Origin of the sequence: Curtobacterium poinsettiae (genome assembly GCF_047226435.1) — a bacterium.
Classification (GTDB): Bacteria; Actinomycetota; Actinomycetes; order Actinomycetales; family Microbacteriaceae; genus Curtobacterium; species Curtobacterium poinsettiae.
Window position 1 is genome coordinate 125908 of record NZ_CP178434.1, and the last position, 23351, is coordinate 149258.

The following is a 23351-nucleotide window of genomic DNA, read 5'->3' on the forward strand; positions in this document are numbered from 1 at the left end:
CGTTGTCTGGGTATGGCACTCCGCAAACGCACCAAGGTCATCATCGGGATCTCCGCCGGCGTCGTCGTCGTGGCGGCAGCAGCCGTCATCGCCGGCCCGGTCATCTACGCGAACACCGTCAACGGCCAGGCCGCCGCAGCACCCTCGCTGTCGGCGTCCTCGTCCGGCACCCTCGACGCGAAGGACGCCGACGGCACCTGGACCAGCAAGAGCAGCTCGTACGCCGGGTACCGGGTGCACGAGGTCCTGCAGGGGAATGATGTGAACGTGGTCGGTCGCACGAAGGACGTCAAGGGCACCGCCGTCGTCGACGGCGGCTCGCTCACCAAGGCGTCCGTCACCGTGCAGGTCGGCAAGATCAGCACCCCCGAAGCCGCACGCGACGAGTACTTCCGCTCCACGGCACTGCAGACCGACAAGTACCCGACGGCGACGTTCGAGCTCACCAAGCCCGTCGACGTCACGAAGGCGCTCGACGGCTCCACGCAGGACGTCACCCTGACCGGCACGATGGAGCTGCACGGCGTCGAGAAGCCGGTCACGGCCGACGCGCAGGTCGCGGTCGGCAAGGGCGGCACCGTCCAGGTCGCCGGCACCGTGCCGATCACCTTCGCCGACTACGGCGTGAAGGCCCCCTCGCTCGGCTTCGTCACCGTGGACGGGAAGGGCTCCGTCGAGTTCTCCCTCGACCTCGGGAAGTGACCGTGACGAGCCGTTCCGCGGACGAGTTGCTCGCGACGCTGTACCGCGAGCACGGTGACGCGCTCACGCGGTACGTCCGGCACCTCACGCGGGACGGCTCGACGGTCGAGGACGTCGTGCAGGAGGCGATGGTCCGCGCCTGGCAGCGCCCGGCCGTGCTCGAACGGGCACCTGACAGCGCACGGGCGTGGTTGTTCACGGTGGCGCGCAACCTGGTCGTGGACGAGGCGCGCTCCGCACACAACCGGCGCGAGCACGGCACCGAACACCAGGTGGAACGGATCGAGTCGGACAGCACGGACGCCGTGCTGGACCGGATCGTGGTCGCCGACGCACTCGCGTCGTTGACCCCGGACCACCGCCGCGTGGTGGTCGACGCGTACTGGCTCGGGCACACGGTGCCGGAGATCGCACGACGACACGACATCCCGGAGGGCACCGCCAAGTCGCGGCTGCACTACGGGCTGCGCGCCCTCCGGCTCGCACTGCAGGAACGAGGAGTGACCCGATGAGCGACGACAAGTACGCAGAGTGGGATGCGGCGTACGTCCTCGGGTCGCTCCCGGCGAGCGAGCGCCTGGAGTACGAACGACACATCGAGAACTGCGACCGCTGTGCGGCCGCCGTCGCCGAGCTGGTCGGTCTGCCGGGTCTGCTCGGCAAGCTGCCGGCCGACCAGGCGATCGAGATCGCGGAACCGGACGGGAGGCCCGACACCCGTTCCGAGAGCGACCTCGCCTCCGTCGCGCACCGCGTCCGACACCGTCGCCGCCGTCGCCGGGTCTGGGTCGCCGCCACCGCGGGGCTCGCGGTGGTCGCCGCCGTCCTGGGCGGGCTCGCGGTCGGGGCAGCGGGGGAGCGCACCACGGTGCAGGCCGGCTCCGCGCCGACCGCTGCGGCCACAGCCGACCGGTACGACATGAGCGGCGTGCAGGGCCTCGACGTCAAGCTGGCCGTCAGCGGCGAGCAGTGGGGCACCCGCTTCGACTGGGGGTGCTCGTACGGCGGCAAGGCGTGGTCCGCCGACGGGTCGATCCTCTACGACCTCGTCGTCGTCCGGAACGACGGCACGACGCAGACCGTCGGCTCGTGGACGGCTGCCGGTGCGGATGCGCGCGGACTGTCGGCCTCGACGGACATCCCGCGCGACGACATCAGGAGCGTCCAGGTGCGGCTGCGCGGTGAGCGCGGCGCGCTCGCCGTCGTCACGCTCTAGCCGGCGTCGGCCTCGTCCGCAGCGTCGTCGGGGCCGATGGCGTCCTGGACGCGCGCGCTGACGGACCGCAGCGTCTCGGCGTCGGTCCCCACGGGCCTCCAGAACAGGTCCTCCAGCGCACCGGTGTGCGCGCGGATGCCGGCGAGCACCGCTCGCCGACCGTCCGCGGTCATGACCACCCAGCTGCCGCGCGCGTCGCTCGGGCAGTCGGCGCGCTCGACCAGGCCGCGGGCCACCATCCGCGTGACCTGGTGGCTGACGCGCGACTTCTCCCAGCCGATCCCCGTGGCGATGTCCCGGACGCGCAGACGGTGGTCGGGGTCGCGGTGCAGGCCGATCAGGATCTCGAACTCGGGGACCGAGATGCCGGCTCCCGCCTGGACGGCCCGGTCGAGCGCCCGGTCGAGCCGTCGCCAGGCGTCGTGGTACGCGTCCCAGGTGACCCAGTCGTGGCCACCGTTGCCCTCCGTCGACATGCCGACCAGCGTATCCACCGGGCGGGGCATCGGACCGCGCCACGGGTGCTTTCATCCGCTCGGATGACTCCTGGCCGACGTACGGCGTGCTCCGAGGTCGCGTCGGACGTGCGGCATACGATCGGGGGATGCCGAGTGCTCGCCTCCAGGACACCACCGATGACGCCGTCGCGCTCGTGCGCCGGTGGCTGGCGGCGTCCGCCGGGGTGAAGCCCGACCCGGGTGCGGCCCGTCTGGCCCAGGTCCTGCGCGACGAGCAGGGCCTCGACTTCACCCGTGGTTTCGTCGACAAGGTCGTCCGCCCCGAAGACCCCCGGGTCGCCGCGCGCAACCTCGAGCAGCTGAGCCGTGACGTCCCCGACTTCCTCGCCTGGTACCTGCGCGGTGCGGTGACGCTGGGTGGCGGGTTCGCCACCATGGCGCCGTGGGCCGTGATCCCCACCGCGCGCCGGATCCTGCGACGGATGACCGGGCACCTGGTGATCGACGCGAGCACGAGCAAGCTCGGTCCCGCGCTCGCCAAGCTCCGCGGACCGGGCACCCGCCTCAACGTGAACCTGCTCGGCGAAGCCGTCCTCGGCAGCGCCGAGAGCGACCGACGCCTGCAGGGCACGATGGACCTGCTCGCCCGCGACGACGTCGACCACGTGTCGATCAAGGTGAGCGCCGTCGTGCCGCAGACCTCGCCGTGGGCCTTCGACCAGACCGTCGAGCGCGTCGTCGACCGGCTCGTCCCGCTGTACCGCCTGGCCGCGGCGCCGACGGCCGCCGGACGCCCCGCCAAGTTCATCAACCTCGACATCGAGGAGTACCGCGACCTCGACGTCACCCTCGCCGTGTTCCGGACGCTGCTCGACCGTGACGAGTTCGCCGACCTGCAGGCCGGCATCGTGCTGCAGGCCTACCTGCCCGACGCCGCCGGAGCGCTCGACGCGCTGACCGAGTGGGCGCAGGAACGCCGGTCGCGCGGCGGAGCCCCGATCACGGTGCGGCTCGTCAAGGGCGCGAACCTCGCGATGGAACACGTCGACGCGATCGTGCACGGGTGGCCCCTCGCCACCTGGGGCAGCAAGCGTGAGACCGACACCGCCTACCTCCGGATGCTCGACGCCGCGCTGACGCCGGAACGCACCGACGCCGTGCGGATCGGGGTCGCCGGGCACAACCTGTTCGACCTCGCCACCGCGTGGGTGCTCGCCCAGCGGCGCGGGGTGACCGACGCCGTCGACGTCGAGATGCTGCTCGGCATGGCGTCCACCCACGCACAGGCCGTCCGCGCCGACGTCGGGCAGATCCTGCTCTACACGCCCGTCGTCCAGCCGGACGAGTTCGACTCCGCCATCGCGTACCTGGCGCGCCGCCTGCAGGAGAGCGCCAGCCCCGAGAACTTCCTCGCCGCCGCGTCCGACATCGACCACGACGCCAGCGTGTTCGAGCGGGAGCACAGCCGGTTCCTGGCATCCGTCGCCGAACTCGACGAACCCGTCCCCGCCAGCCACCGCACACAGGACCGCCACCGCGCGCTCGGTGAACCGGTCCTGCGGGACGCGTTCCGGAACGCCCCCGACACCGACCCGTCCGTCGCCGCGAACCGGGCCTGGGCGCTCGACGTCCTGCGCCGGGTACCGCGTTCGCAGCTCGGTGCGCAGACGATCCGTGGTGCGAAGGTCGCCGACCGCTCCAAGCTCGAGCGGATCATGGCCCGGACCGCCCAGGCCGGCGTGAACTGGGGCCGACAGGACCCGTCCGACCGCGCCGAGCTCCTCGACCTCATCGGACACGAACTCGAGACCCGCCGCGCCGACCTGATCGAGGTGATGGCCGCCGAGACCGGCAAGACCTTCACCGAGGCCGACACCGAGGTGACCGACGCCGTCGACGCCGCCCACTACTACGCCGAGCGCGCTCGGCGCCTCGGGGACGTCGAGGGCGCGCAGTACGTGCCGCCACGGTTGACCGTCGTCGTGTCACCGTGGAGCTCCCCCGTCGCGGTCCCCGCCGGGGGCGTGCTGGCTGCGCTCGCCGCGGGCAGCGGTGTCGTGTTCAAGCCCGCACCCGAAGCGAAGCGCTCGGGGGCCGTGCTCGCCGACGTGCTCTGGGACGCCGGGGTGCCGCACTCGCTGCTGCAGCTCGTCGACCTGGCCGAGGACGAACTCGGCCGCGACCTCGTCGGCCACCCCACGGTCGACCGCATCATCCTGACCGGCTCGTCCGACACCGCCCGCTCGTTCCGCTGGTGGCGCGCCGGGCTGCCGCTCAACGCCGAGACGAGCGGCAAGAACGCCATCGTCGTCACGCCGAGCGCCGACCTGGACCTGGCGGTGCAGGACATCGTGCGGTCCGCCTTCGGGCACGCCGGACAGCAGTGCTCGGCGGCGTCGCTGGTGATCCTGGTCGGGTCGGTGGGCGAGAGCGAGCGCTTCCAGCGGCAGCTCGTCGACGCCACCCGCACGCTCCGGGTGGCGTGGCCCGACGACCCCACGGCGCAGGTCGGCCCGCTCATCACGGAGCCGCAGGGCGCCCTCCGTCAGGGTCTGACCGAGCTCGGCCCGGGGGAGTCCTGGCTCGTGCAGCCCGAGGCGGTCGACGACTCCGGTCGGCTCTGGTCGCCGGGCATCCGCGACGGCGTCCGCCCCGGCAGCGACTTCCACCAGACCGTGTACTCGGGCCCGGTGCTCGGCATCATGCGGGCCGAGACCCTCGAGCAGGCCATCGCGATCCAGAACGGCACCGACTTCGGGCTCACGGCGGGCATCCACTCGCTCGACGTCGACGAGGTGTCCGAGTGGCTCGCCCGTGTCCGCGCCGGCAACCTCTCCGTCAACCGCGGCACCACCGGTGCCGTCGTGGGGCGCCAGCCGTTCGGGGGCTGGAAGGGTTCGGCGGTCGGTACCGGCACCAAGGCCGGCGGTCCGATGTACGTCGCGACACTCGGCAGGTGGCTGCCCACGCCCCGCACGGTGCACCGAAGCATCCAGCTGCACGGCCTGCCCCCGCGCGTGACCGCGGTGATCGAGGCCGCACGCAGCGGGCTGTCGTTCGAGGAGTTCGACCGTGTGCGCGCCGGTGCCCTGAGCGACGTCCGTGCACGCGAGACCCTGTTCCGCTCGCAGGACCTGGCGGGACTCGTGGTGCAGCGGAACGTGCTGCGTCACCGTCCCCAGTCCGTCATCGTGCGCCAGGCCGAGGACGCCTCGACCGTGGACCTCGTCCGGACGCTCGTCGCCGCGACCTCGGCACGGGCGCACGTCCTGCTGAGCACGGCTCGGCCGCTGCCTGGCCCTCTCACCCAGCTGCTGGCGGGGAACCGGTCGCCGCTCGACGTCGTCGACCACCTGGTGGAGTCCGACCAGGAGTTCCACGCCCGCGCGTCGTCGGGGGCGGTGTTCCAGGCGGACTGGTCCAGCGGTCAGGACGACGAGCCCGTCGACGCGCTCGAGGCCGTGCTGTCACAGGGGCAGGACCGCCCGGCACACACGGCGTTCGGTGGTCCCGGGGCCCGCATCCGGCTACTCGGCGGCGACTCCCAGGCTCTCGAAGAAGCACTGGGCGCGAGCATCGACGTCGCGATCCACGACGCCCCCGTGGTCGAGGCCGGCGTGATCGAGATGCTGCCGTACCTGCGCGAGCAGTCGGTGTCGATCACCGCGCACCGGTTCGGCGACGTCGACAGCGAGTTCTCCGAGCTGCGCGTCTGAGCCGCGCGTTGCGCTTCGAGCGTTTCCGCTTCGTGAGCAGAAGAGGTCGGGTCCCGTGTGGGAACCCGACCTCTTCTGCTCACGAAGTGCCCCGAGGATCAGTCCTCGGCGTCACCCGCTTCTTCGTCCTCGACGCCGGTCTCGGCCATGCGGTCCCGCAGGTGGTCTGCCATCGCGCCGGCGCCTTCACCGGCGTGGTCGTGGTCGACCTGCTCGATCAGACCCTGCAGCTTCTCGTGGTTCGTGGCATCGGTGGCACCGTCCATGACGGGCTCGGTCTGCTCGTTGTCGCTCATGCTCCGGACGCTACGCCGCGGTTGCTGCGGAACGGTAGTGGAGCTCGACCGCCCCGCCGTCGAACTGCGTGGTGCCGACGAGTTCGTACACCGGCGTCGGTGCGGAGACCGGCAGCAGTGGGGCTCCGGCACCGAGTGCGATCGGCATCACGGTGACCCGCAGCTCGTCGAGGATGCCCGCCTGCTGGTACTGCGCCGCGAGCAGTCCGCCGCCGACGACCCAGACGTCACGGCCGGCGGCCACGCGCTCGAGGTCGGCCTGGTGGTCGCCGACCTCGCCCGAGACGAAGCGCACGTCGGCGCCGTCGGGCACCGGAAGGTCTCGCGTGGTGAACACCCACGTCGCCAGGTCCGGGTACGCCCACGTGTCGTCGTGCTCGAGCAACCACTCGTACGTCGTCGACCCCATCGCGATCGCGCCGACGCCCGCGTAGAACCGGTCGTGGTGCTCCTGGAACGGCTCGAAGCCGAACCGCAGCAGCCAGTCGAGGTCGTCGTCGGGCGCAGCGACGAAGCCGTCCAGCGAGGACGCGACGGAGTAGATCGTGCTCATGCCGGGGACGCTACCGAGCACCCCCGACAGCACTCAGCGCCGTCCTCCGCGACCGACGACCGCTGCCTCGGCGATCGCCAGGACGGCGGCGATCCAGAGCTGGTCGAGCGCGAACCGGCGGCGACGGGGATCGGCGACGGCCAGCGGCACCATCGTCACGCCGTGCATGGTGTCCACGACGGCGCTCAGGGTGTGCGCGTTGCCGGAACCAGCCCGCGCGACGAGCGTGGCCTGTGCGAGCTGCCGGATCCCGAGCACGCCGTGCAGCGCCGCCTGGTCCGACCCTCGGGCCGCACGGCTCAGGTGCCACAGGCCGAGCCCAGCTCGGGCCAGCTCGACGACGGCTGCTCCGGACACGGTCGACGACCGGCGGCTCATCGTCGGCGTCCCGCGACGAGTGCGACGGCCCCGGCGGCACCGAGCACCGCCCCGATGATCCCGTTGCCGACCCGGCGGTGCTCCACCCACCAGGTCTGCGGCGACCAGGCGTGCGCGGACTCGTCGAAGACCCCGTGTGCACCGTGGTCGCCCGGCACCGGCTCGTACAGGTTGTCCCGCATCTCGAGGCCGTCCTTGTCCGGAGCCTGCTGCCCGTCGACCAGGGTCTTGGCGGCGTACCAGTCGGCGAAGCGTCCGCTGATCCGGTTGCCGAGGATCGTGTAGACCGTGGACTCGCCCACCCAGGTGCGGCTGCGCGGCCGCTCGGCCACCGCGGCGATGGCCCGGGCACCGACCTCGGGCTGGTAGATCGGGGCGACCGGCTGCGGGTGGTGCGGCAGCTTCGACTTCACCCACTGGAACTGGATCGTGTTGAGCGCCGGCATGTCCACACGGGACACCTTGACCTTGCTGCCCTGTTCGCGCAGCTCGGAGACGACGGACTCGGTGAACCCGACGATCGCGTGCTTCGCGCCGCAGTACGCGGCCTGCAGGGGGATCCCGCGGAACCCGAGCGCCGAACCGACCTGGATCACGTGCCCACGACCGCGGGGGACCATCCGTGACAACGCCGACCGGGTGCCGTTCACGAAGCCGAGGTAGGTCACGTGCAGCGCCCGCTCGAAGTCCTCCGGGGCGGTGTCGAGGAACTTCCCGAACACCCCGACCATCACGCCGTTCACCCACAGGTCGATCGGTCCGAGTTCCCGCTCGACCCGGTCGGCCGCGGCCTCGACGGCGTCGCGGTCGGAGACGTCGGCGACCAGGGCCAGCCCGCGTCGCCCGGCGGCCTCGACCTCGGCGACGGCGGCGTCGACGCCCTCCTGCCCGCGGGCCAGGACGGCCACGTCCCACCCCCGTGCGGCGAGCTCCCGGACGGTCGCCCGTCCCAGTCCTGCGGATCCACCGGTCACCACTGCCACTCGAGTCATGGCTCCCTTGTACCTGCGGTCGCCCGTGCACCACTCAGCCGCTGTCCCCCGACGCGGCAGCAGCCGTGCTCAGCGCCCCCGACCGAACCGCGTCGTGACCCCCGGCGAGTAGAGCACCGAGTCCGGCTCGAGCTCGGTCAGCCCGAAGGGCAGCCCGGCCGCTCCGACCAGGTCGTCCCGCAGCGACACCACCGAGGCCCGGTGCAACGGCCACGACTCGTGCTCGTTCGGCCAGAACCGCGTCCGTCCGGCCCGGTGCACGTGCATGCCCCACCTCGCGGTCAGGAACGTCTCGAGGGGCCCCGGCTCGTCGAGCGCCTCACCGATCCGGACGTCGAGCATCGACCGCAGGTGGGTGCCGTGCCGCCGCATCGCGTACCCCACGCGGCCGTCACCGCTGCGCGACTCCGCGACCGCCCACCGGTACGGCAGACCCGTCGCGACTCGCGCCCCGATGGTCGGCAGGAGCTTGCCGGCGTCGAGCGACAGGAACACCACCCCGCGCTGTCCCTGCTCGTCGACCGTGTAGACGCGGACGTTCAGCTCGACGAAGTCGCCGATGCTCCCGGTCGAGAACGGCGGGAACCGGGTGTCCTCGAACCGGAACGCAATGAGGCCCACCCAGGTGGTCACGCCATCGTCGGTGCCGTCGAGCGCCATCGTGTCGGGCCGTGTGCCGGCCGGTAGCAGCGGCGCCACCGCCGACACGTCGACGCGCCAGTGCACGAAGACGACGTCGAGCCAGTCCTGCGAGATCCAGGGACGGCCCGGCAGGCCGGGGGCGACGGGCTGGAGGCCCGGGGCGCTCTGGGTGGGTCGGGTGTCGGTCACGATGTGGTCGCCTCCGGTTCGATGTGGGCTGCGACGGGTGCGTCGTCCCAACCGCGCTGCGGGGTGTCGCAGGTGCCGCGGAACACGTACTGCGAGGGACGCTTCCGCTCGCTCGACGTCCAGTCGATGGCCGGCCGTCGTCGTTCCGGGGCAGGTACCCGATCCGGTAGACGGCCATCAGCTCGAGCGACTCGGGCACGCGGAGCAGTCCCTCGATCTCCTCCCACGCGCCGGGGGTCTCCATCGGGAAGGACACGAACTGGATCCCCAGGCCGAGCTCGGTCGTCGCGAGCCAGATGTTCTCCATCGCCGCGCCCATGCTGAACACCGAGTAGAAGCCGGACAGCTCCTCCTTCCGGTACTCGTGGCGGTCGAGCATCACGCCGAGCAGCAGCGGCGACCCGGCGACGAGCTTCCGGTTCTCCTCACCCAGGGTCTGCGGCACCCGGAGCGTGTTCATGAGCAGTTGCCCGCGCTTCGTGAACACCTGCTTCGTGAACGGCCGCAGCGGCCCGGGGAGCTTGTCGAACAGCATCCCGTCGCGCCGCTCGTCCATCTCGGCCTTCGAGAACCGGAAGTACGGCTTGTACCGCTCGAAGAACGTGCCCGCGGCCATGGTGCGGGTCATCGAGCTGCCGCTGATCTCGGCGACGCGGTCGATCGTCTCGCGCTCCTCGACCAGCACGAAGCGCCACGGCTGGCTGTTGAGCTGCGACGGCGCCCGTCCGGCGAGCTCCATGAGCAGCCGCTGGTGCTCCTCCGACACCGGATCGGGCAGGAACGGCCCGTTCGTCGTGCGTCGTCGTCGGATGGCCTCGAACAGCTCCACTGCTCACCTCTCTGATCGCCTGCGGGCGAGCACGGCCCCCAGGTAGGACGGTGCGGCGGCGACCGCGACCCTCCAGTGTGCTCCGGAGCGCGGGTTCGTGCGTGGAGCGACCGCCAGCGGCACGAGTGCCGGCAGCAGGAACAGTGCGGTCCGGTCGCGCGTCCACGCGGGGGTCGTCGCGGCGACACCGGTCAGGGTCGCGGTCACGACGAACAGCCCGTGGTGCACGACGCGGAGCTTCTTCGTGCGGATCAGCCGCACGGCGACCGCGGTGCCCCACAGGCAGTTCGCGACGTAGGCGAGGCCCGCAGCGGTGACCAGCTGCCGGGCCGGACGCGATCCCGCGGGCGGTGATCCGCGCCTCCCGGCCGTCTTCCGTCCCATGCGTGGGACGTTACGCGGTCTCTCGACTGACGAGCTTGGAGAGCACGATCGCGGAGCGGGTGTGGTCGACCTGGGGAGCGAGGCGGACCTTGTCGAGCGCCTCTTCGAGCGCGGACAGGTCCTTCGAACGCATGTGCACGACGGCGTCGGCGCTGCCGGTGACCGTTCCGGCGTCGATGACCTCGGGGACGGTGTCGAGCAGGGCACGCAGCTCGTCGGGTGACACGGTGCCGCGGCAGTAGAGCTCGACCCAGGCCTCGGTGCCGCGGTCCTCGACGGCGGGGTCGACCTTGATCGTGAACCCCTGGATGACACCGTCACCGACCAGCCGGTCGACGCGGCGCTTGACGGCCGAGGCCGAGAGTCCGACCACCGACCCGATGTCGCCGTAGCCGGCGCGGGCGTTGTCCCGGAGCTGATCCAGGATGCGGTGGTCGAGCGTGTCCATTTGTCCCCTATCGTACGCGGACTTGTTGCGAGGCCGGTGGGTCTCGCGCACGAAACGTGCGTCACCCGAACGGGTGTCACGCTGTCGGGGCCCCCGTACTGCACTTGCTGGACGGTGTGTGTCAGGATCGGAGTGGCGTCGATGCTTGAGTGTCACTGTTCCGCTGCGGTGAGTCTGTGGAAGGATCGACCCGGCGTCGACCTGGTCCGCTGCGGTGAGTGAGCCTGCATCTCACCGGAGCTCTTCTCCTCGTTCCGTTTCGGTTCCTGGCAGGCTCGGGCCCCGGTCCCTTCCAGGAGGACTGATGTCGAACACCGCACCCGCCCCCGAGTCCGTCGCCACCCCGGCCCGTGTCGCCACGAAGCGCACGATCCTGATGTGCAAGCCGGACTTCTACACCGTGAGCTACCGGATCAACCCGTGGATGCACCCGGAGGAGCCGACCGACACGTCGAAGGCCGTCGAGCAGTGGGAGTCGCTCGTCGCCGTCTACGAGCAGCTCGGCTTCGACATCTCGTACATCGACCCGATCGACGGCCTGCCGGACATGGTCTACGCGGCCAACGGCGGGTTCGTCCTCGACGGCATCGCGTACGGCGCGAAGTTCCAGTACCCCGAGCGCCAGCCCGAGGGCCCCGCGTACATGGACTGGTTCCGCCAGGCCGGCCTGACCGTCGCCGAGCCTGAGCAGACCAACGAGGGCGAGGGCGACTTCCTGCTCATCGGTGACACCATCTTCGCCGGCACCGGTTTCCGGTCGGACAGCACCTCGCACGACGAGCTCGCGACGATCTACGGCCGCGAGGTCGTCACGCTGAAGCTCATCAACCCGAGCTTCTACCACCTCGACACCGCCATCGCCGTGCTCGACCCCGAGCCCGCCGTCGACGGGACGAGCAACATCGCCTACCTGGAGAGCGCCTTCGACGAGCCGTCGCTGGCGATCCTGCGCGAGCGCTTCCCGGACGCGATCATCGCCACCGAAGAAGACGCCGCGATCCTCGGCCTGAACTCGTACTCCGACGGGTACAACGTCGTGATCGCCGCCCGGGCCGTTCGGTTCGCCGAGCAGCTGCGCGAGAAGGGCTACAACCCGATCGGCGTCGACCTGTCCGAGCTGCTGCTCGGCGGTGGTGGCGTGAAGTGCTGCACCCTCGATCTGCACCCGGTCGGCACCGGCACCTCGGTCGCGCGTTCGCTCGGGGTCAGCTGATGTCTGCGGCAGCGTCGCTCGGGGTCAACACCGCGGCGGCGCTCGCCGTCGAGGACCGCGCCCTCGCGCACAACTACAGTCCACTGCCCGTCGTCATCGCGTCGGGTCAGGGAGCGACCGTCACCGACGTCGACGGCAAGCAGTACCTGGACGGCCTCGCCGCGTACTCGGCGGTGAACTTCGGCCACGGCAACCCGCGACTGCTCGACGCCGCGCGGGCGCAGCTCGACCGCGTGACGCTGACCAGCCGCGCGTTCGTGAACGACCAGCTCGGGCCGTTCGCGGCAGCACTGGCGGCGTTGACGGAGACCGAGATGGTCCTGCCGATGAACACCGGTGCCGAGGCCGTCGAGTCCGCGATCAAGGTGTCCCGCGCCTGGGGCTACCGCGTCAAGGGCGTGCCGGCCGAGCGGGCGACGGTCATCGTCGCGTCCGGCAACTTCCACGGGCGCACCACGACGATCATCTCGTTCTCCGACGACCCGTCGGCCCACGACGACTTCGGGCCGTTCACGCCCGGCTTCCGCACGGTGCCGTACGGCGACGCTGCGGCGCTGCGCGAGGCGATGGACGAGACCGTCGTCGCCGTGCTGCTCGAGCCGATCCAGGGTGAGGGCGGCGTGGTCATCCCGCCGGAGTCGTACCTTCCTGACGTCCGCGCGGTCTGCGACGAGTTCGGTGCGCTGTTCATCGCCGACGAGATCCAGTCCGGCCTCGGTCGCACGGGGCACACGCTCGCGGTGCAGCGCGTCGGGGTGCGTCCCGACCTGATCACACTCGGCAAGGCCCTGGGCGGCGGCATCGTGCCGGTGTCCGCGGTGGTGGGTTCGCGCGATGTCCTGGGCGTCCTGCGTCCCGGGGAGCACGGATCGACCTTCGGCGGCAACCCACTCGCGGCGGCCGTCGGCGCCGAGGTCGTGGCGATGCTCGGCGAGGGCACGTTCCAGCAGCGGGCCCTCGAGGGCGAGCCGCTGCTGCGCGGCCTGCTCGACGACCTGCTCGGCAAGGGTGTCGTGTCGCACCGGGTCGCCGGACTCTGGGCCGGGATCGACATCGACCCCGCGCTCGGCACGGGCAAGGCGATCTCGAAGGACCTCGCCGACCGCGGGCTCCTGGTGAAGGACACCCACGGGTCGACGATCCGCTTCGCACCGCCCCTGGTCGTCACCGACGACGAGGTGCGCTTCGCGATCGGAACCCTGGCCGACGTGCTCGCCGCGCGCGCCTGACCTGATCCGCAAAACACCGGTGTTCGCGCGTTGAACCCCCGCATCCCGCGGTGCGGAGCGCGAACACCGGTGTCTTGCGTGCGCCGGCGCGCGTCACCGAGCGCGGCTCACACGGCCCAGCGCGCCGCCAGCTCGTCCATCAGGGCATCGAGCCGCTCGTCGATCACCTGCTCCTCGGGGTGTGCCTCGTACCAGGCGAGGACCTCGCGCACACCCTGCCGGTAGGTCGTGCGCGGCCGGTACCACGGCACGAGCGACCGGATCTTGCTGTTGTCGAACACCGAGCTGTTCGCCTTGTCGCCGAGCAGCGCCGCGCCCCACTCGGGGTCCACCGCGTTGATCGCGTCCGCCGGCACGTGCACGATCCGCAGGTCCTCGACCCCGGCCGCAGCCGCGATCTCGTGCGCGATGGCGTTCCACGTCGGGGCCTCGTCGCTCGTGATCGTGAAGGGCTCACCGATCGCCTCGGCCCGGTCGAGCAGCCCCGTGAACCCGACCGCGAAGTCGCGGCTGTGGGTCAGCGTCCACAGCGACGTGCCGTCGCCGGTGATGACGACCGGCTTGCCGGCGCGCATCCGAGCGACCGCGGTCCAGCCGCCCGTCAGCGGCAGCTTCGTCTCGTCGTAGGTGTGCGACGGCCGCACGATCGTCACCGGGAAGTCCTGCTCCCGGTACGCCTGCATGAGCAGTTCCTCGCACGCGATCTTGTCGCGCGAGTACTGCCAGTAGGGGTTCTTCAGCGGCGTCGACTCCGTGATCGGCAGGTGCGTCGCCGGCGTCTGGTACGCCGAGGCCGAGCTGATGAAGACGTACTGCCGCGTCCGCCCGGCGAAGAAGTCCACGTCGGCCTGCACCTGGTCCGGCGTGAAGGCGATCCAGTTCACGACCACGTCGAACCGCTGGTCGCCGAGTGCGTCCGCCAGGGCGCTGCGGTCCGACACATCGGCCTGGAGGCGCGTCACACCCTCCGGGATCGGCCTGCCCCCGGTGGTCCCCCGGTTGAGCACGGTCACGTCGAACCCCTGCTCGACGGCTTCCCGGACGCAGGCGGCGCTGATGACGCCGCTCCCGCCGATGAACAACACGCTCGCTCCGGTCATGGATGCTCCCTCGCTTCGATGCGGCGCAGCGTCGCGCCGTCGTCCCATGTGATCCTGCACCGTCCGAGCCGACTACCGTCACGGTTCGGGTCGCACCGACGCGCCCCACGACAGGAGTGACACGCACATGGAGTACCGCTACCTCGGCAACTCGGGCCTCAAGGTCTCCGAGATCACCTACGGCAACTGGCTCACCCACGCATCCCAGGTCGAGAACGACGCTGCGATCGCCTGCGTCAAGGCGGCCCTCGAGGTCGGCATCTCGACGTTCGACACCGCCGACGTCTACGCCAACACCGGCGCGGAGACGGTCCTCGGTGAAGCGCTCAAGGGGGAGCGGCGCCAGTCCCTCGAGATCGCCACGAAGGTGTTCGGGCCGACCGGTCCGAAGGGCCACAACGACACCGGACTGTCCCGCAAGCACATCCTCGAGTCGATCGACGGTTCGCTGCAGCGGTTGCAGACGGACTACGTCGACCTGTACCAGGCGCACCGCTACGACCACGAGACCCCGCTCGAAGAGACGATGCAGGCCTTCGCCGACATCGTGCGCCAGGGCAAGGTCCTGTACGTCGGCGTCAGCGAGTGGACCGCGGACCAGCTGCGGGCCGGTGCTGCGCTCGCGAAGGACCTCGGCTTCCAGCTCATCTCGAACCAGCCGCAGTACTCGGCACTGTGGCGGGTCATCGAGGACGAGGTCGTCCCCACCTCGAAGGAGCTCGGCATCTCGCAGATCGTCTGGTCCCCGATCGCCCAGGGTGTGCTCACCGGCAAGTACAAGCCGGGTCAGCCGCTGCCCGAGGGTTCCCGTGCAACCGATGACAAGGGCGGCGCGGACATGATCAAGCGCTTCATGCGCGACGAGGTGCTGTCCTCGGTGCAGGAGCTCGAGCCGATCGCGAAGGAGCTCGACTTGTCGATGGCGCAGCTCGCCGTCGCTTGGGTCCTGCAGAACGACAACGTCGCGAGCGCGATCATCGGGGCATCGCGCCCGGAGCAGGTCCACGACAACGCGGGCGCTGCCGGCGTCACGATCCCGGCGGAGCTCATGTCGCGGATCGACGATGCGCTGGGCGCCGTGGTCGAACGCGACCCCGCGAAGACGAACGACAGCAGCCCGAAGACCCGCGAGGCGTAGGCCCTCCGCGAAACACCGGTGTTCGCCCGTTGAACACGCGCAGGCCGCGGCTCGATGCGCGAACACCGGTGTTTTGCGAGCAGGTCACACTGGCCGGACAACGGAAAAGGCCCCCTGCCGAAGCAGGGGGCCTTCACCGGTGGCTGGACACGGCATCGATCCGTGGACCTTTCGATTTTCAGTCGAACGCTCTACCAACTGAGCTATCCAGCCGTGGCGACCCTGACGGGACTTGAACCCGCGACCTCCGCCGTGACAGGGCGGCACGCTAACCAGCTGCGCTACAGGGCCATATTGTGTTGTGTCTTGCTGTGGTGTTGCTCAGTACTACTTGCTCGCTCACTCTAGGAGTGACCCCAACGGGATTCGAACCCGTGCTGCCGCCGTGAAAGGGCGGTGTCCTAGGCCACTAAACGATAGGGCCGCAAGCAGTGCATCGCGCTACCGATGGACAAGCATACGGATGCCCCCGGGGTTTCACAAATCCGACCTCGACAACCGTGTATCCCCGGCGTTTCGCGCCGTCCGTGCACGGGTCTCCGAAGCGGTCGGTGCGAGCATCGACGGCGGTCGCGCCCCTCGTCCGAGGGGCTGTCGCGCCTGCGACCGGTGTTGTTACTGTTGCAACTGTTAACAGTGTTACGTGCGTGAGCCTTGCCGCGCTGTTACGAAATCGAGATACATGTCGACCTCCACTCCGCTCTCCCTCAGCACCCGCAGCCGCCTGATCGCCGCCGCGGTCGCCGTCGCGCTCACGGCCGGCACGCTCGCGGCCCTCGCCCCGACGTCGTCCGCCAGCGCTGCGAGCTACCCCAGCTGGGACGAGGTGCAGCAGGCGAAGTCGTCGACCAGCGCCCAGCAGGCGAAGGTCAGTGAGATCAAGTCGCTCATCTCGTCACTGAAGAGCGAGGCCACCGCCAAGCAGAAGGCCGCGCAAGCCGCCGGTGAGGCGTACCAGGCAGCGCAGAACAAGTACGACGAGGCGACGCTCAAGCAGAAGAAGTTCCAGTCGCAGGCCGACGATGCGAAGCAGACCGCCGCGCAGTCCGAGGCGCAGGCCGGCCAGCTCGCCGCCCAGCTGGGTCGCACCAGCGGCGACGACGTGACGACGGACATCCTCACGCACCCGTCCGACTCCGGAGACCTGCTGTACGAGCTCGGCGCCATGTCGAAGCTCAGCGAGCAGTCCGAGGGCATCTACGCACAGGCCTCGCAGGACCGTGGCGTGGCCCAGGGGCTCGCTGACAAGGCCGATCGTGCCAAGCAGGCCCTCGGGGACCTCGCCGACGCCGCGCAGTCGAAGATGCAGCAGGCCCAGGGAGCCGCCGACGCCGCACAGACCGCGGTCGACGCCCAGAACGACAACGAATCCCGGCTCGAGGCGCAGCTGACCGCACTCACCTCGAAGCAGCGCGGCGTCGAGGCCGACTACCGCAAGGGCGTCGCCGCCGAGAAGGCCCGCCAGGCCCGCCTCGCCGCAGCCGCCGCGAAGGCAGCAGCCAAGGCCGCGGCGACCAGCCAGGGCGGCACCGGCGGCGGCAGCGCCAACCCCGCCGGGTGGGTCCGCCCCGCCGGAGGGTTCCAGACGAGCCCGTACGGCTACCGCGTCGACCCGTACACGCACATCAGCGCCCTGCACGCGGGCGTCGACCTGGCCCCGGCCTGCTACGCCCCGATCTACGCGGCACACGACGGCACCGTCACCTTCGCCGGCAACGGTGGCGGGTACGGCAACGAGGTCATCCTCGACAACGGCGGCGGCATCTCGACCGCGTACGGCCACGTCGTCGACGGCGGGATCATGGTCACCGCCGGCCAGCACGTCACCGCGGGGCAGCAGATCGCCAAGATCGGTTCGACCGGTTGGTCGACCGGGTGCCACCTCCACTTCGAGACCCGGATCAACGGCGCTGCCGTCGACCCGGTCCCCTTCATGGCAGCGCGGGGGATCTCGGTATGAGCATCAGCGCCACCGGAACGAGTCGTCCCACGTCATGACCACCTCCGCTCGCTCGTTCTCCTGCGGGATCGCGACCATCGCCGTGCTCGGCATCGGCCTGTCGGTCGTCATCGCCGGACCGGCCCAGGCCGCGCCCTCGGGCCCCTCCTGGGACGACGTCAAGGCCGCCAAGTCCGACGCGGCCGACGCCCAGCAGACGGTCGACGAGCTGAGCGACCGGCTCAGCACGCTGCAGGATGCCGCCGACCAGGCCGGCGTCGCCGAGCAGCAGGCCGGGCAGGCGTACGCCCTTGCCGCGTCGCAGCAGCAGGAGGCGAAGGACGACCTCGCCGACCTGTCCGCGCAGTCGAAGCGCGCGAAGGCCCGGGCGGACGACTCCGCCGGCCAGGTGGCCGGGCTCGTGGTCGAGCTGTCCCGCACCGGTGGCGGCGACCTGTCGACGACGATGCTCATGGACTCGTCGGACTCCAAGGACCTGCTCTACCGGGTCGGCACGATGTCGCACCTATCCGAGCGCTCCGCGACGGTCCTGGCCGAGGCCCGCGCCGACCAGAAGACCGTGGAGTCCCTGGCAGCCCAGCAGTCCGCCGCCGAGAAGGCCCTGAGCAAGGCGACGAAGGCGACGAAGACCACCTTCGCGACGGCCAACGCCGCCGCTGCTGGCGCCCAGGAACGGGTGCAGAAGCAGCAGGAGCAGCAGGGCGAGGTCCTGCGCCAGCTCGCGTACCTGAAGGGCACGAGCGTCGCGACGGAGACCGCGTACTGGAGCGCCCAGCAGGCGAAGGCAGCCGCGGCGGCCATCGCGAAGCAGACGCGCAACTCCGGTGGCGGCACCACCGGCAGCTCCTCCGGCGGCACCGGCAGCACCGGCGGCGGCAGCAACTCCGGCACCACCGGCGGCACCGGCGGCACCGGCAGCACCGGCGGCGGCAGCAACTCCGGCACCACCGGCGGCACCTCCACTCCGGCCCAGCCCAGCACCCCGTCGAACCCCGGCACCCCGAGCAAGCCCAGCACCCCGACGCGGCCGAGCAACCCCGCCCCTGCACCGGCCCCGGCTCCCGCTCCTGCTCCAGCCCCCGCCCCGGCGCCCGCGCCCAGCAGCCCCTCGAAGGCCGCCGGTGCGATCGCGTTCGCCCGCGGACAGCTCGGCAAGCCGTACGTGCTGAACGGCGCCGGCCCGAACACCTGGGACTGCTCCGGCCTGGTGATGATGGCCTACAGCTCGCAGGGCATCGCGACCGGTGGGCACAACGTCGTCTGGCAGTACAACTACTTCAAGTCGATCGGTCGCCTCGTCCCGCTGTCCCAGCGCCAGCCCGGCGACATCCTGTTCTACTCGTCGAACGGCACGTCGTCGGGGGCGTACCACGACTCGATCGTGACGAGCTACGGCACCATGGTCGAGGCTGCACGGCCCGGCGTCGGCGTCGTCGAGCGAGCGATCTGGCTGCCGAACCAGCTCATGCCGTACGTCGCCCGCCCGAGCGGCTCCCTGTAGCCAGCTCCCGGTGTGCCCGTTCCCTCCCAGAGCGGCTGCGGGAGCAGGCACCAGCACAGAACGGCGCCCGCCCTCCGGATGGAGAGCGGGCGCCGTTCGTCGTCAGGGGATCGTCAGTGCGAACCGGGCACGTACGCGGCCTGACCGGCCTGCACGATGCGCTCGGCCTCGGCGGCGTCGCCCCAGCCCTCGGCCTTGACCCACTTGTTCGGCTCGAGGTCCTTGTAGTGCTCGAAGAAGTGCGCGATCTCGGCCTTCGTCTGCTCCGGCACGTCCGCGATGTCCTGGATGTGCGCCCAGCGCGGGTCCTTGGCGGGGACGACGAGGACCTTCTCGTCGATGCCGGCCTCGTCGCTCATCTTGAAGACGCCGACCGGGCGGACCTTGACGCCCACGCCGGGGAACGTCGGGAACTCGAGCAGCAGCAGGGCGTCCACGGGGTCACCGTCGTCGGCCAGGGTCTTCTCGAAGAACCCGTAGTCGGTGGGGTAGACGAACGAGGTGAACAGCACGCGGTCGAGGTAGACACGACCGGTCTCGTGGTCCACCTCGTACTTGTTGCGGCTGCCCTTGGGGATCTCGACGACGACGTCGTACGCGGCCATGTTGCGCTCCTGTGTCTGCTTCGGGGACTGTCGTGTGTTGCGAAAGCGCGGCTAACGTTACCGGGTGAACTCTCCGCGTCCCCGGCTCGACCCCGCCGTCGCCGAGACCCGTCTGGCCGTCCGAGACCTGCTCGCCGCAGCCGTCGACGGCGGCGTGGTCGCCGAAGGCGACCTGGTCCTCGTCGCACTGAGCGGCGGACCGGACTCCCTCGCCCTCGCCGCGGCCACCGCGTTCGAGGCGGGCAAGCAGGGTCTCCGGGCCGGGGCGGTGGTCGTCGACCACGCGCTCCAGGCGGGCTCCGAGGCGGTCGCGAGCCGCGCCTCCCGGCAGGCATCCGAGCTGGGACTCGACCCGGTGACGGTCCGCAGGGTCGCGGTCGGCTCCGACGGTGGCCCGGAAGGCGCCGCCCGGGAGGCCCGACACGCGTCGATCGCCGAGGTCGCGGCCGCCACCGGGTCACCCCTGGTGCTGCTGGGACACACCCTGGACGACCAGGCCGAGACGGTGCTGCTCGGCCTGCTGCGCGGCAGCGGACCGGACAGCCTGTCCGGCATGCAGCCGCTCGCCCGGCGTGACGCCGGTCCGGCCTACGGCCGTCCGCTGCTGACCGTCCGGCGGCACGCGACCCGGCAGGCGTGCGCCGCAGCGGGGCTGGCGCCCTGGCACGACCCACAGAACGACGACCCCGCGTACGCACGGGTGCGGGTGCGGAACACCCTGCTGCCGGTGCTCGAACGGGAGCTCGGCGCCGGGGTCCCCGAGGCCCTGGCCCGGACGGCCGACCAGCTGCGCGAGGACTCCGCGGCACTCGACCACTTCGCCGAGGAGATCGCGGAGGACATCGCCGAGCACTCCGAGGCGGGCATCTCGCTGTCGGTGCGGGCGCTCGGGGCGAACCCGCCGGCACTCCGGCAGCGGCTCGTGCGCCTGGCGGTGGAGAGCGAGTTCGGGGTGACGCTGTCCCGCGTGCAGACGCTCGAGGTCTGCCGGCTCGTCACGGACTGGAGCGGACAGGGCCCGATCGACCTGCCGGGCGTCCGTGCCACGCGGACCGGCGACCGCATCGAGTTCAGCGCCGGTTAGGCTGGCGTGGTGGAACTCTCCGACGTCCAGGCAGACCTGTCCGAAGTGCTCTTCACCCCCGAGCAGATCGACGAGAAGCTCGCCGAGCTCGCGGCGGTCGTCGACGCCGACTACGCGGGCCGCGACCCGCTGCTCGTCGGGGTGCTCAAGGGTGCCGTCATGGTGATGGCGGACTTCTCGCGCCACCTCAAGATGCAGGCGCGGATGGACTGGATGGCGGTGTCGTCGTACGGCTCCGGCACGAAGTCGTCCGGCGTGGTGCGGATCCTCAAGGACCTCGACACCGATCTGCACGGGCGCGACGTCCTGATCGTCGAGGACATCATCGACTCCGGCCTGACCCTGTCGTGGCTCAAGCAGAACCTGCAGTCGCGTGGTGCCGCGAGCGTCGAGATCGTCGCCCTGCTGCGCAAGCCCGAGGCAGCCAAGGTCGAGGTCGACGTGAAGTACGTGGGCTTCGACATCCCCGACGCGTTCGTCGTCGGGTACGGCCTGGACTACGACGAGCGCTACCGCAACCTGCGCGGCGTCGGCGTCCTCGCCCCGCACGTCTACTCCTGACCGACGAGCGACCAGCTGCGCTCGGGTCGCACTCGGCCGACTCTGGCCCGGGGGTGAGTTCGCCCGCAGAGGACACCCATTCTCGCCACAGAATCGCGGCCGTATGCTGACCTGCACGCAACTTCGGCAGAGAAAGGTGTCGGGCACTCGCGCCCGGATCACATGAACTTCAAGCGCATCTTCCGCGGCCCGTACCTCTACGTGCTGATCGCGCTGGCGGGCATCTTCATCGGCTGGAGCGTCATCAGCCAGGGCAGCACGCAAGAGATCAACACCCAGAAGGGTCTCGAGCAGCTCGCCGACGACAAGGTCTCGTCCGTGACCGTCAACTCCACGGAGCAGCGGGTCGACCTCGTCCTCAAGGACGGCGACAAGCAGGAGCAGTTCTACTACTCCACGCCCCGCGGCGAAGAGGTCATCCAGGCGGTGAACGACTCCAACCTGCCCAAGGGCTACAACGACACCGTGCAGCAGGGCAACTGGTTCCTGTCGCTGCTCGGCATCCTGCTGCCGTTCCTGATCATCGGTGCCCTGTTCTGGTTCCTGCTCTCGAGCGCCCAGGGCGGCGGCTCGAAGGTGATGCAGTTCGGCAAGTCGAAGGCCAAGATCAACAACAAGGAGAACCCGCAGGTGTCGTTCGCCGACGTCGCGGGTGCCGACGAGGCGATCGAGGAACTCCACGAGATCAAGGAGTTCCTCAAGGAGCCCGCGAAGTTCCAGGCCGTCGGGGCGAGGATCCCCAAGGGCGTGCTGCTCTACGGCCCTCCCGGAACCGGCAAGACCCTGCTCGCCCGCGCCGTCGCGGGTGAAGCCGGTGTGCCGTTCTACTCGATCTCCGGTTCGGACTTCGTCGAGATGTTCGTCGGTGTCGGTGCGAGCCGCGTCCGTGACCTCTTCGAGCAGGCCAAGGCGAACTCGCCGGCCATCGTCTTCATCGACGAGATCGACGCCGTCGGTCGTCACCGTGGTGCCGGAATCGGCGGTGGCAACGACGAGCGCGAGCAGACGCTGAACCAGCTCCTGGTCGAGATGGACGGCTTCGACGGCAAGACGAACGTCATCCTCATCGCCGCGACGAACCGTCCCGACGTGCTCGACCCCGCGCTCCTGCGCCCCGGCCGCTTCGACCGCCAGATCGGCGTCGACGCCCCGGGCCTCGCCGGCCGCAAGCAGATCCTCGAGGTGCACGCGAAGGGCAAGCCGCTCGCCGCGAGCGTCGACCTCGAGCTGCTCGCCCGCAAGACGCCGGGCTTCACCGGCGCCGACCTGGCGAACGTCCTGAACGAGGCGGCCCTGCTGACCGCCCGCTCGAACGCGCAGCTCATCGACAACCGTGCCCTCGACGAGGCCGTCGACCGCGTGATGGCCGGCCCGCAGCGCCGCACCCGGATCATGTCCGACCAGGAACGCCTGATCACCGCGTACCACGAGGGCGGCCACGCCCTGGCGGCAGCGGCGATGCGGCACACCGACCCGGTCACGAAGATCACGATCCTGCCCCGCGGCCGTGCCCTCGGCTACACGATGGTGCTCCCGCTCGAGGACAAGTACTCGGTCACCCGCAACGAGCTCCTCGACCAGCTCACCTACGCCATGGGTGGTCGCGTCGCCGAGGAGATCGTGTTCCACGACCCGACCACGGGCGCCTCGAACGACATCGAGAAGGCCACCGGCACCGCCCGCAAGATGGTGACGGAGTACGGCATGAGCCAGGCCGTCGGGTCCGTGAAGCTCGGTTCCGGGTCCAGCGAGCCGTTCGTCGGCCGTGACATGAGCGGTGGCACCGGTCGGGACTACTCGGAGAACATCGCCCAGACGGTCGACGCCGAGACCCGCGCCCTGCTCGAGGCCGCGCACGACGAGGCCTACCAGGTCCTCAACGACAACCGCGACATCCTCGACCGCCTGGCCGGTGAGCTCCTCGAGAAGGAGACGCTCGACGCCCCGGAGCTCGTGGAGATCTTCAAGGACGTCCGCAAGCTGCCCGAGCGCCCGCAGTGGCTCTCGAGCGACAAGCGCCCGGTCAGCAACCTGCCCGCGATCGACGTGCCCGGCAAGGCCGCCGCGACCGCAGCGGACCCGACGGACTCCGAGTCGACCTCGAAGACCCGTCGTCGCCCGTTCGGCAACCCGGGTATCGCCCCCGCGTAGGCCCGC

22 protein-coding genes, 3 tRNA genes and 1 pseudogene are annotated in these 23351 nt (G+C 70.7%); 12 read left to right on the forward strand and 14 right to left on the reverse strand.

The features are described from left to right. The first annotated feature begins 12 nt into the window (after positions 1 to 12). From ACL00U_RS00580 to ACL00U_RS00590, 3 genes are read left to right on the forward strand one after another with little or no spacing between them, the layout of a single operon-like run. Positions 13 to 702: a YceI family protein gene (locus ACL00U_RS00580; RefSeq protein ID WP_017887706.1), complete on the forward strand. Its 690-nt coding sequence runs from the start codon at positions 13 to 15 to the stop codon at positions 700 to 702. Further along, positions 699 to 1214 carry a sigma-70 family RNA polymerase sigma factor gene (locus ACL00U_RS00585; RefSeq protein ID WP_017887705.1) on the forward strand — a complete coding sequence of 172 codons (516 nt, stop codon included), beginning with the start codon at positions 699 to 701 and terminating at the stop codon, positions 1212 to 1214. Before ACL00U_RS00580 ends, ACL00U_RS00585 begins: the two co-directional genes overlap by 4 nt. After that, on the forward strand, positions 1211 to 1918 hold the full coding sequence (locus ACL00U_RS00590) for an anti-sigma factor (protein ID WP_214562655.1): 708 nt from the start codon (positions 1211 to 1213) through the stop codon (positions 1916 to 1918). Before ACL00U_RS00585 ends, ACL00U_RS00590 begins: the two co-directional genes overlap by 4 nt. Here ACL00U_RS00590 and ACL00U_RS00595 read toward each other — a convergent pair. After that, entirely contained in the window at positions 1915 to 2394 is a 480-nt protein-coding gene (locus ACL00U_RS00595; RefSeq protein WP_017887703.1) for a MarR family winged helix-turn-helix transcriptional regulator, read from the reverse strand. The two genes, ACL00U_RS00590 and ACL00U_RS00595, sit on opposite strands and share 4 nt — an antisense overlap. Before the next feature lie 128 nt (positions 2395 to 2522). Here ACL00U_RS00595 and ACL00U_RS00600 point away from each other — a divergent pair, with 128 nt between their 5' ends. Continuing rightward, positions 2523 to 6092, forward strand: a complete 3570-nt coding sequence (locus ACL00U_RS00600) for a proline dehydrogenase family protein (RefSeq protein WP_412873705.1) — start codon at positions 2523 to 2525, stop codon at positions 6090 to 6092. A 98-nt stretch (positions 6093 to 6190) separates the two neighbouring features. Here the strand turns inward: ACL00U_RS00600 and ACL00U_RS00605 are convergent, their stop codons facing one another. The 8 genes and pseudogenes from ACL00U_RS00605 to ACL00U_RS00640 all read right to left on the reverse strand — a co-directional run bounded on the left by ACL00U_RS00605 (position 6191) and on the right by ACL00U_RS00640 (position 10803). Continuing rightward, the gene (locus ACL00U_RS00605; RefSeq protein ID WP_042537971.1) at positions 6191 to 6388 is read right to left on the reverse strand and encodes a hypothetical protein; all 198 of its coding nucleotides are present in this window, start codon (positions 6386 to 6388) and stop codon (positions 6191 to 6193) included. Positions 6389 to 6398: 10 nt separating this feature from the next. Further along, a complete protein-coding gene (locus ACL00U_RS00610) occupies positions 6399 to 6941 on the reverse strand; it encodes a dihydrofolate reductase family protein (RefSeq protein ID WP_056072716.1) in 543 nt (180 codons plus the stop codon). Positions 6942 to 6974: 33 nt separating this feature from the next. Continuing rightward, the gene (locus ACL00U_RS00615) at positions 6975 to 7319 is read right to left on the reverse strand and encodes a hypothetical protein (RefSeq protein WP_412873706.1); all 345 of its coding nucleotides are present in this window, start codon (positions 7317 to 7319) and stop codon (positions 6975 to 6977) included. Further along, positions 7316 to 8311: an SDR family oxidoreductase gene (locus tag ACL00U_RS00620; RefSeq protein ID WP_071249863.1), complete on the reverse strand. Its 996-nt coding sequence runs from the start codon at positions 8309 to 8311 to the stop codon at positions 7316 to 7318. Before ACL00U_RS00620 ends, ACL00U_RS00615 begins: the two co-directional genes overlap by 4 nt. Positions 8312 to 8380: 69 nt before the next feature. Continuing rightward, on the reverse strand, positions 8381 to 9142 hold the full coding sequence (locus tag ACL00U_RS00625; RefSeq protein ID WP_017887697.1) for a YqjF family protein: 762 nt from the start codon (positions 9140 to 9142) through the stop codon (positions 8381 to 8383). Then, positions 9139 to 9971 (reverse strand): annotated as a pseudogene (locus ACL00U_RS00630) (nitroreductase family protein). The gene ACL00U_RS00625 and the pseudogene ACL00U_RS00630 overlap by 4 nt, the downstream one beginning before the upstream one ends. 3 nt (positions 9972 to 9974) lie before the next feature. Then, on the reverse strand, positions 9975 to 10355 hold the full coding sequence (locus ACL00U_RS00635) for a hypothetical protein (protein ID WP_214519295.1): 381 nt from the start codon (positions 10353 to 10355) through the stop codon (positions 9975 to 9977). Between the two features lie 10 nt (positions 10356 to 10365). Then, complete coding sequence (locus ACL00U_RS00640; RefSeq protein WP_017887694.1) at positions 10366 to 10803, reverse strand: Lrp/AsnC family transcriptional regulator; 438 nt, start codon at positions 10801 to 10803, stop codon at positions 10366 to 10368. A gap of 304 nt (positions 10804 to 11107) precedes the next feature. On the opposite strand from ACL00U_RS00640, the gene ddaH reads away from it, so the two are divergent. Both ddaH and rocD read left to right on the forward strand, forming a co-directional pair. Next, entirely contained in the window at positions 11108 to 12016 is a 909-nt protein-coding gene (ddaH, locus tag ACL00U_RS00645; protein ID WP_017887693.1) for a dimethylargininase, read from the forward strand. Then, positions 12016 to 13245, forward strand: a complete 1230-nt coding sequence (rocD, locus tag ACL00U_RS00650; RefSeq protein ID WP_412873707.1) for an ornithine--oxo-acid transaminase — start codon at positions 12016 to 12018, stop codon at positions 13243 to 13245. The genes ddaH and rocD overlap by 1 nt, the downstream gene beginning before the upstream one ends. 107 nt (positions 13246 to 13352) lie before the next feature. Here rocD and ACL00U_RS00655 read toward each other — a convergent pair whose 3' ends face one another. Next, entirely contained in the window at positions 13353 to 14345 is a 993-nt protein-coding gene (locus ACL00U_RS00655) for an NAD-dependent epimerase/dehydratase family protein (protein WP_056072451.1), read from the reverse strand. Between the two features lie 127 nt (positions 14346 to 14472). Here ACL00U_RS00655 and ACL00U_RS00660 point away from each other — a divergent pair, with 127 nt between their 5' ends. Next, the gene (locus tag ACL00U_RS00660; RefSeq protein ID WP_214562662.1) at positions 14473 to 15483 is read left to right on the forward strand and encodes an aldo/keto reductase family protein; all 1011 of its coding nucleotides are present in this window, start codon (positions 14473 to 14475) and stop codon (positions 15481 to 15483) included. 140 nt (positions 15484 to 15623) lie between these two features. On the opposite strand, the gene ACL00U_RS00665 is transcribed toward ACL00U_RS00660, so the two are convergent. The 3 genes from ACL00U_RS00665 to ACL00U_RS00675 form a co-directional block, all read right to left on the reverse strand. Then, a tRNA-Phe gene (locus ACL00U_RS00665) sits at positions 15624 to 15696 on the reverse strand. Position 15697: 1 nt separating this feature from the next. Then, positions 15698 to 15774: transfer RNA gene (locus ACL00U_RS00670), tRNA-Asp, on the reverse strand. 60 nt (positions 15775 to 15834) lie between these two features. Then, a tRNA-Glu gene (locus tag ACL00U_RS00675) sits at positions 15835 to 15907 on the reverse strand. Between the two features lie 258 nt (positions 15908 to 16165). Here ACL00U_RS00675 and ACL00U_RS00680 point away from each other — a divergent pair. Continuing rightward, complete coding sequence (locus ACL00U_RS00680) at positions 16166 to 17443, forward strand: M23 family metallopeptidase (protein WP_412873708.1); 1278 nt, start codon at positions 16166 to 16168, stop codon at positions 17441 to 17443. A gap of 34 nt (positions 17444 to 17477) precedes the next feature. Next, complete coding sequence (locus ACL00U_RS00685; RefSeq protein ID WP_412873709.1) at positions 17478 to 18944, forward strand: NlpC/P60 family protein; 1467 nt, start codon at positions 17478 to 17480, stop codon at positions 18942 to 18944. A gap of 113 nt (positions 18945 to 19057) precedes the next feature. Here the strand turns inward: ACL00U_RS00685 and ACL00U_RS00690 are convergent, their stop codons facing one another. Further along, positions 19058 to 19549, reverse strand: coding sequence for an inorganic diphosphatase (locus ACL00U_RS00690; protein WP_017887688.1), 492 nt, complete (start codon positions 19547 to 19549; stop codon positions 19058 to 19060). A 64-nt stretch (positions 19550 to 19613) separates the two neighbouring features. Here ACL00U_RS00690 and tilS point away from each other — a divergent pair, with 64 nt between their 5' ends. From tilS to ftsH, 3 genes are all read left to right on the forward strand, one after another. Further along, the gene (gene tilS, locus ACL00U_RS00695) at positions 19614 to 20633 is read left to right on the forward strand and encodes a tRNA lysidine(34) synthetase TilS (protein WP_056072440.1); all 1020 of its coding nucleotides are present in this window, start codon (positions 19614 to 19616) and stop codon (positions 20631 to 20633) included. A 9-nt stretch (positions 20634 to 20642) separates the two neighbouring features. Beyond that, on the forward strand, positions 20643 to 21194 hold the full coding sequence (gene hpt / locus ACL00U_RS00700) for a hypoxanthine phosphoribosyltransferase (protein WP_017887686.1): 552 nt from the start codon (positions 20643 to 20645) through the stop codon (positions 21192 to 21194). A gap of 162 nt (positions 21195 to 21356) precedes the next feature. Continuing rightward, the gene (gene ftsH / locus ACL00U_RS00705; RefSeq protein ID WP_214585183.1) at positions 21357 to 23345 is read left to right on the forward strand and encodes an ATP-dependent zinc metalloprotease FtsH; all 1989 of its coding nucleotides are present in this window, start codon (positions 21357 to 21359) and stop codon (positions 23343 to 23345) included. The last annotated feature ends 6 nt before the right edge of the window (positions 23346 to 23351 follow it).